Raw genomic sequence first — 13,463 nt, 5'->3', positions numbered from 1 at the left:
ACACATGCAAAAATTAGTTATCATAAAATCCACTGCAGTCCCATTGCCTGCAGAAAATATAGATACGGATCAGATTATTCCAGCAAGATTTTTAAAAAGTATAGACAGAAAAGGATTTGGAGAAAACCTGTTCAGAGACTGGAGATTTAATATTCACACTCATGAACCTAATCCTGATTTTGTATTGAATAATCCTAAATTCACTGGTGAAATCTTAGTGGCAGGAAATAATTTCGGATGTGGTAGCAGCCGTGAGCATGCTGCCTGGGCATTAACCGATTATGGTTTCAAGGTAATTGTTTCCAGCTATTTTGCTGATATTTTTAAAGGGAATGCTTTAAATAATGGTCTTCTTCCGGTAAAGGTTTCTGAAGAATTCTTAAAGGAGATTTTAGAAGGAATGAATGAAAACCCAGACAATGAAATTGCCATTGATGTAGAACTGCAATCTATTAGTTTTAAAGATACCACCGAAACATTTGAATTGGATTCTTATAAAAAAATATGCCTTCTGAACGGCTATGATGATATTGATTTTTTAATCAGCAAAAAACAGGCGATCACAGAATTTGAACTAAAAACACAGACAAAAAATGAACAACAATTATTTTAAAATCGCGGTTCTTCCCGGAGATGGGATAGGACCGGAAATTATCAGTGAAAGCATCAAAATTTTGGATGTAATTGCGGAAGTTTTTGAGTACAAATTTCAATTTGATTACGGATTGATAGGTGCTGAAGCTATTTTTAAAACAGGAGATCCGCTGCCTGAAGAAACATTAAAGATTTGTAAAGAATCGGACGCCGTGCTTTTCGGAGCAATAGGTGATCCTGCATTTGATAATAATCCTGAGGCCAAAGTAAGACCTGAACAGGGATTATTGAAACTTCGTAAGGAATTAGGGTTATTTGCCAACATTCGCCCTTTAAAAACGTATGCATCACTTATTGAAAAGAGCCCGCTTAAAAGAGAAATCATTGAAGGTGCGGATATCCAGATTTTCAGAGAATTGGTAAGCGGTATCTATTTTGGTGAGAAATTTACAGATCCTGAAGGAGCTTATGCCTATGATATATGCAAATACAGCAGAGAAGATATTCTCCCAATTGCTCACATGGCATTCCAGGAAGCACAGAAAAGAAATAAAAAATTAACACTTATTGATAAGGCAAACGTACTGGATACCTCCAGACTATGGAGAAAAATCTGCCAGGAAATTGCTTCTGAATATCCGGATGTACAACTGGATTATATGTTTGTGGATAATGCAGCGATGCAGCTGATCCTTAATCCAAAACAGTTTGATGTGATTGTAACGGAAAATATGTTCGGAGATATTATTTCTGATGAAGCCAGTGTAATCGGTGGATCTATCGGATTACTTCCTTCAGCATCAATAGGAGAGAATAATGCATTGTTTGAGCCTATTCATGGTTCATATCCCCAGGCAAAAGGAAAGGGAATTGCTAATCCTATAGCTTCCATTTTAAGTGTGGCAATGATGCTTGATCATCTTGGGTTACAGCCTGCTGCCAGTAAGCTGAGACAGTCTGTAGAACACGCTATTGAAAACAAATATGTAACAATAGATCTTAATACAAAACAATATTATTCAACCAGCGAGGTAGGAAGCTTTATTGCAGATCATATTAAATATTCTGAGAAGTCATATTATAATTTCGAGAATGTAAAAATCGGAAAATCAACCATTGTATAAGTATTTTTAGTTCACTTAGATAGATAGTTAGAAGAAAGGTTCGGTCTCAAAGAGACCGAACCTTTCGATTTTATTTTATGAAATTTTTAAACCTTTAATGGTTTATTTACTCTTTTGTATTATCCGTTTTTCCTGATTTATTTTTGGAAGATTTTTGAATATCTTCTTTATCAATGTCAGGAGGATTAACTTTTTCGATGAAGCAGGAATATTCTGGAAATCCTGATTTTGCTTTTTAGTTTCTGCTGTATTGGCAGATTCCTTTTTTTGTTATTTCCTTTTGAGTCCATTGCTGAATTATTTTTAGAGTCCAAGAATGCCGATCTTTCCGGTCTTATCTTCTATAGTATAATTCAAAGCCTTTGCCAAAACAAAAATATTGTCAAGGTTTTCCATTAATTGCTTGCGCCCTTCACTTCTCAACTGGTTTTGATCAATAGATTTAATCGCAGTTTCTTTAGCCTTTGTTGTTACGTTTTTTATATCCTTTTCAGAAATTCTATTAAAAAACGAATCATCCATAGACTGGATTTCAACACTGGGCGTAATCTTGATGTCTGCATCAGGAAGTTCCGTGATAACCAGCTTTTTATTAATAGAGTCTACTTCAATCTTCATTTTATTCAGGTCATAAGAAACCTGGGCATTGGTTTTCGTAAAAGTAATGATACTGTTACTTGAAACTTCTTTTCCCATGAATTCATACCCCATTTTGGTTTTCTGCATGGAGGAACTGTTTTGTTCTATCACCACCATCTTATTCATTTTGGAAATTTGGTTTGTCAGAATATAATATTCTGATTTTTCCGTTTTTCCACCAAGATTCAGACAGGATTTAAGTCCAAAAAACAGAAGAACCATAGCACCGGCACCGGCTACAAACGATAAAATTGTTTTATAATTTCTCAAATCTATTTAAAAATTTCTTTAATTACAGATGAGTCATTCTTTTTCAGAATTTCAGCTAAATCTCTTTCAATATATCCGCTGGTAGGCATTTCTACAATTCGGCCCAGTTCTTTTCCATATTGTTTCACAATAATGGTAGGAACTTTTTGGATATTAAAAGGGTTTCATCTCCACTGGGAGATTCTTTTTTACGGTTAACGGCAATAATCGTCATTTTTCCTTCCGGATAACCTGTTGCTTCCAATATCTTTGTGAGTCTTGGAAAATCTCTGTGACTGTCTTCACACCAGGTTCCTAAGAAAACAACAATATCATATGTTCCTATTTTTTTCTTTTTCAGTTCACTAATCGCTTTTTGATCCAGAGCATATTCGTCATGTTCCTTTACATACCAATCAGCATAAGGAGCTTTTAAAAACTGTTCTTTCAACTGATGTCCAAGAAGCATTTTGCCATCTTTTTCAGTAGTCACTTCGCGGTTAACCACTACTTTCTGAGCACTAAGCTGTTGAGTAGCTAAAAATAAACTTGAAGCGGCAACAATATTGGTAATAAATTTTTTCATATTTTATTTTTCAATAATTGATTTTAGATCAGCAGGAGAGTAGTATTTGTTTTTTAATACTTTATGATCTGCCTTTCTATACACATTGAACTTTTCACCAGATTTCTCATAAAAAGATTCTACGTCTTTTTCTTTGTAGAACTCAACGGTTTCATTAGCCTGTTCTTCATTATCACACGCCTTTGACATGTTGGAACGTTGAACTTCGTTGAATAGCTCTACAAATTTACTGCCAAGTCCGAATTCAAGTACAGCACCACTTAAAACATACTGTAAATCACAAAGAGCATCTGCAATTTCTACAATATTGTTGTCAGCTATGGCTTGTTTCAATTCATTAAGTTCTTCCTGTAGAAGTTCTACTCTAAGATTGCATCTTTCTGCAGAAGGAATTTGTGGGGTGTCTAGAATAGGGGCTTTGAAAGTAGTATGGAATTCTGCTACTTGGTTCAAACTATCAATTTTATCCATGAATTTTTTTATTTATGACAAAGATAGAAAACGATTTGCTAATTGTGAAATGTAGGAGGTAAAATAAGAATCATTAATTTTTTTAACCACACATGAATAAAGGTTTAACAGTTTTTTGTTTTAAAAAAATAGTCCATAAAGGATTTTGAAGCGTCATCATCCATATTAATCTATGGTTAAAAATAATAATACAAAAACCACAACGATGAATTGTGGTTTGGTTTTAAAATATGCTGATGATATTCAATTACTCAACTTCCTGATATTCCCATATTCCGGAGATATTTAATATTTCTAAACTTGGCTGTTTTTCTCCATAACTGAATATACAAATATAGGATGTGTTACAGGAAGTACAATTGGTTCCGAAGTATAAGGTAGGCAAATCGTTTACAGTGAGTTCTCCGTAATATTGCATTCTCTGAGAAGTCTCGGTAGTCATTTGATTCTTTAATAACTCAGATTTTGATAATACTTTATCTTCATTATAGATTTGAAAGATTGGAAACCCCGATTGATAGGGAGAAATCGTAACTGTGTTTTCCTGGCCGCATTCACAGCAGCTAAACTGGGTAACCGCAGCAGGAATAGCTTCGTCATTGATGAATCTTTCTTTTTGAATCAAAGCTTTTTTACCAATCTTTATCTTTTTTGATATTGAATACATCTGAATATGTTTTAGTTCTGAATAACGGTTCCTTCCAGACTAGGGTATTTCCCACTTGGACTTTTTTTAATAGTAATTTTTATATACCCTTCTTCTGCTAATTTATTCCAAGTTTTCGGAAATCCGGTATTAATATCGATAGGAATTTTCCACATGGTCTGTTTTCCGTTTCCAACTTGATTAAACCAAGGAATGATATCTGCTGTTTGAGATTTAAAAGGTAATGCATTCAGAACATCAATCTGGTAATAGAAATCGTATTTGTTTTCCGGCTGATTTAATGCTCTTTCAGCGAAAGTATACACATACCCGTTAATAATAGGACTGGTGAAGTTTCCACCCAGTGTTGGATTTCCGGTACCGTTATAACTTCCCACAGCACCGCTGTATCTGTCATATTTTTGTCCGGCTTGTATGGCAACATCGTCTATAATATTGTATCCGCCATTTGCTGGTGGCCAGCCGCCATTAAGTTCATTTGCCTGGAATAGTTTTTCAAGCTCTTTCCAGTTTCCTTGTTTGTACAAATCAAATGCCTGTACTCTGATGGTTTGACTTACTTTGTTCTCCGGATCATAAGTGGTGGCAAAGTCATCAGCGCTTTTGAAAAATACAATTTTTACCGGACTTGGCTTGATCACAACTTCTTCTGTGTCATCAGAACTACAAGCCACAGAAAAAGATACAATGGCTAGAAAAAAGAAATACTTAAATAAATGTTTCATATAAAAAATTTTAAATTATGTAAAATTTAAATCGGTATTATCAGGGATTCAGACCAATGACAATGCTTATATAGAATAGGTTATCTTTTATACCTGCAGGCGTGTTTCTTTATCAAAAAATATTTGATTTTAAATATAATGGCCTTTGTCTTCTCATATGAAGGAAATGGAACAAAAGAACAGAGGGATCCATCACAAGAAAAGCTATTGAAAGCCTCCCTTAAATACAAACGGATAACAGTACAATAAAAGAATAGTATTGAGTGATAAAATTAGCTAAAAATATAATTATATGTAAAATTATTTTTAATAAAACATTATTACTGAAAATAATTCAATGGTTATTAGTGATTTAAATGAAAAAATAATGAAAACGAATATGAGGTTCAAATAAAAAAGACCACTCGTAAGCAGTCTTTTCTATATATGTTTGGATGTTGTTTTACTTTTTAATGAACATCTTTGAGAATTTCTCAATCTGAATGACATAATTTCCTTTTATCAGGCTGTTTACGTTCACTGTTCCGTTCTGAAGAGCACCTTCCATGATCAGTTTCCCAGATAGATCATAGATTTTATATCTTTCTGAACTTGTATTGGAAAGGGTTAAGAGATCCTTCACCGGGTTTGGATACAGCTTAATTTCTATAGCGTCTTTCAATTGAGTTTCCGCTGTAGACAATTCATTGGTAGTTACCGAGATATTCGTATTGTTTACATCAAAGAAGATATGATTGGTTCCCTTCACCATAATTCTTCCTGAACGAGTGGCTGTATTAGGAATTACAACAGTCTCTGAACCATCATTAGGGGTTCCTGCCAATAAGGCAGTCCAGGTTTCTCCACCATCTGCAGACCAGAGAATATCCACATTGGCAGCATTAATATCATTGGCAGTTGTTCCTGCTACATCCCAGGTTACTGTTTGTAAACTTCCCCCAGGATAAGTTACCGTATTATTTTGAGAGGTAATCACGAATGGGCCTGCAAAAGCATTAACTGTGATTTTAACGTCATCAGAATTATTTCCAGCTCCTCCTAATCTATTATCCCTTACAGTAAATCTGAAATTCAGATCTCTTGAAACAGAAGATAGTGCTTCAACTCTTATTTCATCTCCGAGGGTTTCTGTATCTCCTTTTAGAATACTTTCCATTTGAGGAAAATATCTTACCGGTGAAGCTGTAGGTACCCATGATCTGAATGTAGGTCCTGCGGTTTTTGTAGGGGTAGCTACAGAATTACTTCCTGTTTGGGAGGGGGTTCCTATATCCATTTGTTCCCAGATGTAGGTAAGCGAATCTCCATCTGCATCTGTCCCAGAGCCTGTAAGTACAAATGGTGTGCTTTTAGGAATTGTATAATCTGCCCCAGCATTAGCTGTAGGAATTCTATTTCCTGTAGGGGTATTTACAGAACAGGTTGTTGCTTTAATGGTATTGGTTATTTGTTCAATACTTCGGGCATGAAAGAATGCATTTGAATTTCTTTGTACGTTATAAGGCGTAATTCCTGCATACCCCATAATGGTAGATCCGGAACCGGGTTCTACAGGCTGTAGCCCAACTTGTGTAGTATATGAAAACGTATGGTTTCCTCCAAACTGATGTCCCATTTCATGAGCTACAAAGTCAATGTCAAAAGTATCGCCAGAAGGAATGCCATTAGAAGGAGAGGTGAAGCCGCTTCCTTTATAGTTCTCAGGATAAACAGTTCCCTGATATGTATAAGTAGACATATCATCACTGCAAATACAGCCAATACAGCCAGCATTACCACCACCTCCGGTAGCGCCAAATAAATGACCTATATCAAAATTGGCATTACCAATAGTGGAACTTAAAGTATTCATAAGCTCAAGATTCCATTTGTTCATTTTATTGGAGGGTGAAAAAGGATCGGTATTGGCATCAGTATAAATGATGGAGTCGTTATTAGGAATCAGGACCATTCTTGCCGCAAAATCATTTTCAAAAATACCATTTACCCGGGTCAGTGTATTATTCATGGCTGCTAATGCATCAGCTTTGGTACCCCCGAAATAATTGGCATATTCCCCGGTACAAGACAATGCAAGCCTGTATGTTCTGAGGACAGCATCATCAGCGTTTTTGGCAGCTGTTGCGTTAGAAGTTCCTTTTTGAGCGGATTCCAGTACTTTGCATTCAAAATTATTCAGATCATTCTTTCTGTCAGAACGCTTATAAACAGCATAGGTAGAAAGGTCTTTGGTATAAGGTTCAATAAAGACAGCTGATTTATCCCCATAGATTTCCATAGAAGATAATCCCAAAGGAGAAATACTGAAATAAACGGTTGTTGTTTTATCTTCTAAACCCTGGCCGATATAAGATTTAATATCAGGATATTTAACAGCCAGTTCAGGATCAAAATTTGAATTTTCCGTTACGCTGAAACGTTCCATTTTCCCAGATGAATTGGGAAGGGAAATAATAACAGAGGATTTTTCTGTTGCCCTTTTAGGAGTTCTTGTTAATGCATTTTTCAAACCATTAATATCCAGATGAAAAATTCTTGGATCATTAATATTTTTCATATTTTCAAAAACAGAGGAAGTTCTTTCCTTATTTTTTTTTGTCCATAAGCGATCGGTTTGCGCAAAAGAAACGCCAGATAACACCAGCATCCCCATCATTAATAATTGTTTCTTCATGTTGCCGTGAATTTTTTTGAATAATTCAAAAATAATAAAAATATTCTTAAAAATTATTCTTTTTTAGAATAATTAAAAATAATAATCAATAAAAACATCCAACTTACTGAGTAAGAATAAATAAAAAAACTGCCCATTAAATGGACAGTTTCACATCGCTTAAATTATTATAGTAATTAGTTTTTAATAAATCTTTTAGAGGTTTCTCCAATTTGGATTAAATAAGTTCCATTCACTAGTTTGCTTACGTTTACCGTTCCTCTCTGAAGTGATCCTTCATGGACTAGTTTTCCAGACATATCGTAAATTCTATATTGTTCCGAATTGGCATTTGAAACAGTCAGAATGTCTTTTACTGGGTTAGGAGATAGGTTGATCTCTTTCACGGCTGTCGGTGCTATTTCTGATGTAGATTTTGCAACAGAAGATGTTACTGAGATATTAGCATTATTTACATCAAAGAAAATATGGTTGGTTCCTTTTACCATAATTCTTCCAGAAGAAGTGGACGTATTAGGAATGATGACAGCTTGTGATCCGTCATTAGGGGTTCCTGCTAATAAAGTTGTCCAGGTATTTCCATTGTCTGTTGACCAAAGGATATCTACATTGGCTGCGTTTATACCATTTGCTGTAGTTCCTGCAACATTCCATTTTACGGTTTGTGAGCTTCCTCCTGCATAAGATACGGCACTATTCTGTGTGGTGATTGTGAAAGGTCCTGCAGCAGAGCTAACAGTAATCTTTGCATCATCAGAACTATTTCCAGCACCACCAGGTCTGTTATCACGAACGGTAAATCTGAAATTTAAGGCTCTTGCAACTGAGGATAAAGCCTCTACATTAATCTCTAAACCAGCAGTAGTGGTAGCTCCTGCCAATATGGATGCCATTCTAGGGAAATATCGTATTGGAGAAGCTGTTGGTGTCCATGATCTGAAAGTAGGTCCTGCTGTTTTAGTCGCAGTAGCCGCTGAATTGGCTCCTGTCTGAGAAGATGTTCCCTGATCCATTTGTTCCCAGATATAGGTTAATGAGTCACCATTAGCATCGGTTCCAGATCCTGTTAACATAAAAGGAGTACTTTTAGGAATGGTATAATCTAGCCCGGCATTCGCTGTAGGAATTGAGTTTCCTGTAGGGGTATTTACAGAGCAGGTTTTAGCTTTAATATTATTAGTGATCTGTTCTATGCTAATCGCATGGAAAAAAGGATCTGAATTTCTCTGAACATCATAGTTTGTAATTCCTGCATACCCCATAATCGTAGATCCGGAACCTGGTTCAACCGGCTTCAAACCTGACTGTGTTGCATTAGACCAAGTGTGATTCCCTCCAAATTGGTGTCCCATTTCATGAGCTACATAATCTATATCAAAAGTATCTCCCGAGGGAACTCCATCGGCAGGGGAAGTATAACCGCTACCTTTATAATCGTTAGGGTATTTTATACCAGATTGTGTAGTATATGACATATCATTGCTGCAAATACATCCAATACATCCTGCATAACCACCTCCACCGTCTCTTCCAAATACATGGCCTATATCAAAATTTGCATTACCGATAGTTGTATCCAATGTCTGCATTAGCTCATAACTCCAATTATCTTTGCTTGATGATGGTGAATAAGGGTCTGTAGATGCATTGGTATAAATAACAGCATCATTATTAGGAATAAGCACCATTCTAGCGGAAAAATCATTTTCAAAAACACCATTGACACGCGTCATGGTATTGTTCATAGCTGCTAAAGCCTGGGCTTTGGTTCCTCCGAAATAAGAGGTGTATTCTCCAGTACAGGAAAGTGCTAATCTGAATGTTCTCAATGTGGAATCGTTAGCATTTTTAGCTGCTAGAGTAGAACTGCCTTTTTCTGCTACGTCAAGCACTTTGCATTCAAATTTATCTAAATTATCTTTTCTATCAGATTTCTTATAGACAATATAAGTAGACAAATCTTTAGTGTAAGGTTCAATAAAAATTGCCGATTTATCACCATAAATTTCCATAGAAGATAATCCCAAAGAGGAAATGCTGAAATAAACCGTTGAAGACTGATCTTCCAGTCCTTGTCCAACATAGGATTTAATATCAGGATATTTAGCGGCTAATTCGGGATCGAAATTGGAATTCTCTGTAACTCTGAAATTTTCCATTTTCCCCGTTGAGTTAGGAAAAGAAATGACAACTCCTGATTTCTCAGCTAATCTTTTAGGAGCTCTTGATAAGGTACTCCTTAATCCATCAATATCAAGATGATAAAGTCTGGGGTTTTCAATGTTTGACTTATTCTCAACAACTTCTGATAATTCTTTTTAGACTGTGAAGTCCATAAACGATCTGTCTGTGCGAAAGAGATGCCTGATATTGCAAGCATACTCATCATTAATAATTGTTTTTTCATGTAAGAAATATTTTTTATTTGTGTAATGCCAAAGCTAATAAAAAATATAATATGAAAAATACATTAATTTATAAATTTTAAAATAATATTCGCAATGAATTAAATAAAATATTGAAAATAATTAAATAAAAGTAACTAAAAAAATAAAACCACTCTATGAAGAGTGGTTTTTTCAATGGTTTAATATTAAGATTATTAATTTTTAATGAATCTTTTACTTATTTCTCCTATCTGCAACATATAGGCTCCTTTAATCAGGTTGCTTACATTTACAGATCCTCTCTGAAGTTTTCCTGAGTCAATCATTTTTCCGCCCATATCGAAGATTTTGTAATCTTCAGAAGTTGTATTGGAGATATACAGAATATCTTTTACCGGGTTAGGGTATAATTTAATATCTGTAATCAGATCCTTCGTATTAGAAAGTTCTCCTCTTCCTGAAGAAACAATGTTTAAAGTATAATCTTCAACCTGTCCATACGTATAAGCTTCACAAGATGAAGTAGGAATTGAGCTGTATTTCATCATCACTCTCATTCTTGTAGAACCTAGAGCTGCTGTTGAAGGGATAGTAATCGATCCTGTAACCGGACTTGTCGTAGAGCCGGCTTTTGACCATGCCAATTCGCCACTGTCCGTAAAGTCACCATCTCCGTTATAATCAATATAAACAGCATAAGCTTCACTATACTTCGTAGAAGTCCATACCGGAGTAATAGAAAGAGTATAAGCTGTTCCTCTTGTTACATTAGTAGAAATAGACGTAAAGTTTTCATATCCTGCCGTTCCTGTTGAAGTATTATTAATAGTTCCGAATTTTACATTACCAATTCTTTCGTCAGCGGTATTGGATGCTGAAGCTGAGCAGTAAGTAACAGGTCCTCCACCTGCAAGTGTTGTAACGTTTACGGTATTACTTGAAGATGACGCATTACCTGCAGCATCTTTTGCTTTTACAGAGAAGCTGTAAGTAGTGGAAGGAGTTAAACTAGTTACGGTAAGAGTAGTAGAAGCTGTAGAGCCAATTAATGAAGCTCCTTGATATACATCGTAACCAGTAACTCCCACATTGTCTGTAGCACCTGACCAGGAAAGATTTGTGCTTGTAGAAGTAGTTCCTGATGCAGCAAGGGTAGGTGCCGTAGGAGCAATCGTGTCAGGTGTTCCGGATCCTGCATTTACAGAAATATTAGCATTATTTACATCAAAGAAAATATGATTAGATCCTTTTACCATAAGTCTTCCTGTAGTAGTCGAAACATTAGGAATTGTTACAGCCTGTGAGCCATCATTAGGAGTTGCAGATAATAGAGTAGTCCAGGTATTTCCATTATCTGTGGACCATAGAATATCTACATTCGCTGTGTTTACACCATTTGCGGTAGTTCCTGCTACATCCCAGGTAACGGTTTGTGAACTTCCACCTGTGTAAGTAGTTGCAGAATTCTGAGAAGTAACGGCGAAAGGTCCTGCAGTGCTGTTTACTGTAATTACGGCATCGTCTGAATTATTCCCTGAACCTCCGGCCTTATTGTCACGAACGGTAAATCTGAAGTTTAATGTTCTGGCTACTGAAGAAAGGGCTTCTACTGTAATATCGGTGCCTGCAGTCGTTGTTGAACCTGCTAAAATAGAGGCCATTCTTGGGAAATATCTTGTAGGAACGGTAGTTGGAGTCCATGATCTGAAAGTAGGCCCTGAAGCTTTTGTTGCACTGGCTGCAGAGCTGGCTCCTGTTTGAGATGAGGACGCATTATCCATCTGTTCCCAGATATAAGTTAATGAATCTCCGTCTGCATCAGTTCCGCTTCCTGTCAGTACAAATGGCGTTCCTTTTGGAATGGTATAGTCTGAACCTGCGTTGGCTGTTGGGATAGAGTTTCCGGTGCTGGTATTTACTGAACAGGTTTTAGCTTTAATATTATTGGTAATTTGCTGGATACTTACCGCATGGAAAAATGAATCGGAATGAGGCTGGACGTCCTGGCTTGTAATTCCGGCATATCCCATGATGGTTGATCCTGAGCCTGGCTCCATATTCACGCCTGTGCCTTCATTTCCATGGGAAAAAGTATGATTTCCTCCAAATTGATGTCCCATTTCATGCGCTACATAATCGATGTCAAAATTATCTCCTGATGGAATTGCATCTGCGGGGGAAGTATAACCGCTTCCTTTTGAACCGTTGGTACAGATACATCCGATGCATCCCGCGTTTCCTCCGCCTCCGGAAGCACCAAACAAGTGTCCGATATCGTAATTAGCTTCTCCAATAACAGAAGTCAATGTACTTTGGAGTTGAGAATTCCAGCTGCTCATTCCTGATGCCGCAGAGTAAGGGTCTGTAGAAGCATTGGTATAAATTACAGCATCATTATTGGCGATAAGAACCATTCTTGCAGCAAAATCCTTTTCAAAAACACCGTTCACACGGGTCATTGTACTATTCATTGCTGCTAATGCCTGGGCTTTTGTGCCGCCAAAATAAGCTGTATACTCTCCAGTACATGATAATGCCAGTCTGAATGTTCTCAGTTTAGCATCGTCAGCATTTGGTCTTGCTGCAATATTGGCATTAGATACTCCTTTTTTAGCGACATCTATTACAGTACATTCAAATTTACTAAGATCATCATTTTTGTCAGATTTTTTGTAAACAACATACGTAGAAAGATCTTTAGAATAAGGTTCTATGAACACTGCTGATTTATCACCATAAATTTCCATAGATGATAATCCTAATGGGGAAACACTGAAATACACTGTTGAATTTGGATCTTCAAGTCCCTGGCCCACATAGGATTTGATGTCAGGATACTTTGCTGCTAATTCAGGGGTAAAGTTGGAGTTTTCTCTTACTTTGAAATTTTCCATTCTGCCATCAGAATTTGGAAAGGAAATAATGGTTTCGGATTTTTCGCCAGCTGCCAATCTCTTTGGAGTCTTTGCCAGAGCATTCTTTAATCCTTCGATATTCAAGCTGAATAATTTTGGATTCCGGATTCCTGTTTTGTTTTCAAAGGTTGGTGAAGATGTTCTTGAGAACTCTTGAGACCAAAGACGGTCAGTCTGTGCGAAGGAAGCTCCTGTAATTAGAAGCATCCCAAGCAGGGTTAATTGTCTTTTCATATTAAATATTTGTTTTTATTATGGTAAATCGAAATTAATAAAAAATATATTACGAAAAACAAAAATTTTTAAGAAAATTTTAGAGCATCCATTTAACGTATTATGTAATACATTGAATATCCTTAAAATGATAATGTCTCAAAATGAAAAAATGACATGCATAATTTATGCATGTCATTCATTATCAATTAAAATAAT

Annotated in this window: 11 protein-coding genes; 2 read left to right on the top strand and 9 right to left on the bottom strand. The window is 36.1% G+C overall.

Going from position 1 to position 13,463, the window contains the following annotated elements:
• Positions 1–4: 4 nt before the first annotated feature.
• Positions 5–613, top strand: coding sequence for a 3-isopropylmalate dehydratase small subunit (gene leuD / locus H5J24_RS10430; RefSeq protein WP_068943235.1), 609 nt, complete (start codon positions 5–7; stop codon positions 611–613).
• Positions 594–1,718, top strand: a complete 1,125-nt coding sequence (gene leuB, locus H5J24_RS10425; protein ID WP_068943236.1) for a 3-isopropylmalate dehydrogenase — start codon at positions 594–596, stop codon at positions 1,716–1,718. The genes leuD and leuB overlap by 20 nt, the downstream gene beginning before the upstream one ends.
• Before the next feature lie 303 nt (positions 1,719–2,021).
• On the opposite strand, the gene H5J24_RS10420 is transcribed toward leuB, so the two are convergent.
• From H5J24_RS10420 to H5J24_RS10385, 9 genes are all read right to left on the bottom strand, one after another.
• On the bottom strand, positions 2,022–2,627 hold the full coding sequence (locus tag H5J24_RS10420) for a DUF4230 domain-containing protein (protein ID WP_068943237.1): 606 nt from the start codon (positions 2,625–2,627) through the stop codon (positions 2,022–2,024).
• A gap of 2 nt (positions 2,628–2,629) precedes the next feature.
• Positions 2,630–2,755, bottom strand: a complete 126-nt coding sequence (locus H5J24_RS25565) for a hypothetical protein (protein WP_283250772.1) — start codon at positions 2,753–2,755, stop codon at positions 2,630–2,632.
• Positions 2,752–3,192 carry a thioredoxin gene (locus H5J24_RS10415; RefSeq protein ID WP_232816286.1) on the bottom strand — a complete coding sequence of 147 codons (441 nt, stop codon included), beginning with the start codon at positions 3,190–3,192 and terminating at the stop codon, positions 2,752–2,754. The genes H5J24_RS25565 and H5J24_RS10415 overlap by 4 nt, the downstream gene beginning before the upstream one ends.
• Before the next feature lie 3 nt (positions 3,193–3,195).
• A complete protein-coding gene (locus tag H5J24_RS10410) occupies positions 3,196–3,663 on the bottom strand; it encodes a pyrophosphohydrolase domain-containing protein (protein WP_068943239.1) in 468 nt (155 codons plus the stop codon).
• A gap of 247 nt (positions 3,664–3,910) precedes the next feature.
• Positions 3,911–4,330: a hypothetical protein gene (locus tag H5J24_RS10405; protein ID WP_068943240.1), complete on the bottom strand. Its 420-nt coding sequence runs from the start codon at positions 4,328–4,330 to the stop codon at positions 3,911–3,913.
• 11 nt (positions 4,331–4,341) lie between these two features.
• A complete protein-coding gene (locus H5J24_RS10400; protein ID WP_068943241.1) occupies positions 4,342–5,055 on the bottom strand; it encodes a glycohydrolase toxin TNT-related protein in 714 nt (237 codons plus the stop codon).
• 442 nt (positions 5,056–5,497) lie between these two features.
• Positions 5,498–7,729 (bottom strand): reprolysin-like metallopeptidase, encoded by a 2,232-nt coding sequence (locus tag H5J24_RS10395; protein ID WP_068943242.1) that lies wholly within the window; start codon positions 7,727–7,729, stop codon positions 5,498–5,500.
• A 176-nt stretch (positions 7,730–7,905) separates the two neighbouring features.
• Entirely contained in the window at positions 7,906–9,888 is a 1,983-nt protein-coding gene (locus H5J24_RS10390) for a reprolysin-like metallopeptidase (RefSeq protein ID WP_232816285.1), read from the bottom strand.
• A gap of 443 nt (positions 9,889–10,331) precedes the next feature.
• Positions 10,332–13,265, bottom strand: coding sequence for a reprolysin-like metallopeptidase (locus tag H5J24_RS10385; protein ID WP_068943244.1), 2,934 nt, complete (start codon positions 13,263–13,265; stop codon positions 10,332–10,334).
• Positions 13,266–13,463: the final 198 nt, after the last annotated feature.

Origin of the sequence: Chryseobacterium capnotolerans (genome assembly GCF_021278965.1) — a bacterium.
GTDB lineage: Bacteria > Bacteroidota > Bacteroidia > Flavobacteriales > Weeksellaceae > Chryseobacterium > Chryseobacterium capnotolerans.
The sequence above is the reverse complement of the archived record's forward strand: the minus strand, read 5'-3'. Positions and strand labels throughout refer to the sequence as shown.

Bases quoted from the DNA above. Each gene is read 5' to 3' on its own strand.
- H5J24_RS10385 (WP_068943244.1), bottom strand. From the start codon at position 13,265: ATGAAAAGACAATTAACCCTGCTTGGGATGCTTCTAATTACAGGAGCT.
- leuD (WP_068943235.1), top strand. From the start codon at position 5: ATGCAAAAATTAGTTATCATAAAATCCACTGCAGTCCCATTGCCTGCA.
- H5J24_RS10400 (WP_068943241.1), bottom strand. From the start codon at position 5,055: ATGAAACATTTATTTAAGTATTTCTTTTTTCTAGCCATTGTATCTTTT.
- H5J24_RS10410 (WP_068943239.1), bottom strand. From the start codon at position 3,663: ATGGATAAAATTGATAGTTTGAACCAAGTAGCAGAATTCCATACTACT.
- leuB (WP_068943236.1), top strand. From the start codon at position 594: ATGAACAACAATTATTTTAAAATCGCGGTTCTTCCCGGAGATGGGATA.
- H5J24_RS10395 (WP_068943242.1), bottom strand. From the start codon at position 7,729: ATGAAGAAACAATTATTAATGATGGGGATGCTGGTGTTATCTGGCGTT.
- H5J24_RS10415 (WP_232816286.1), bottom strand. From the start codon at position 3,192: ATGAAAAAATTTATTACCAATATTGTTGCCGCTTCAAGTTTATTTTTA.
- H5J24_RS10405 (WP_068943240.1), bottom strand. From the start codon at position 4,330: ATGTATTCAATATCAAAAAAGATAAAGATTGGTAAAAAAGCTTTGATT.
- H5J24_RS10390 (WP_232816285.1), bottom strand. From the start codon at position 9,888: ATGGAAAATTTCAGAGTTACAGAGAATTCCAATTTCGATCCCGAATTA.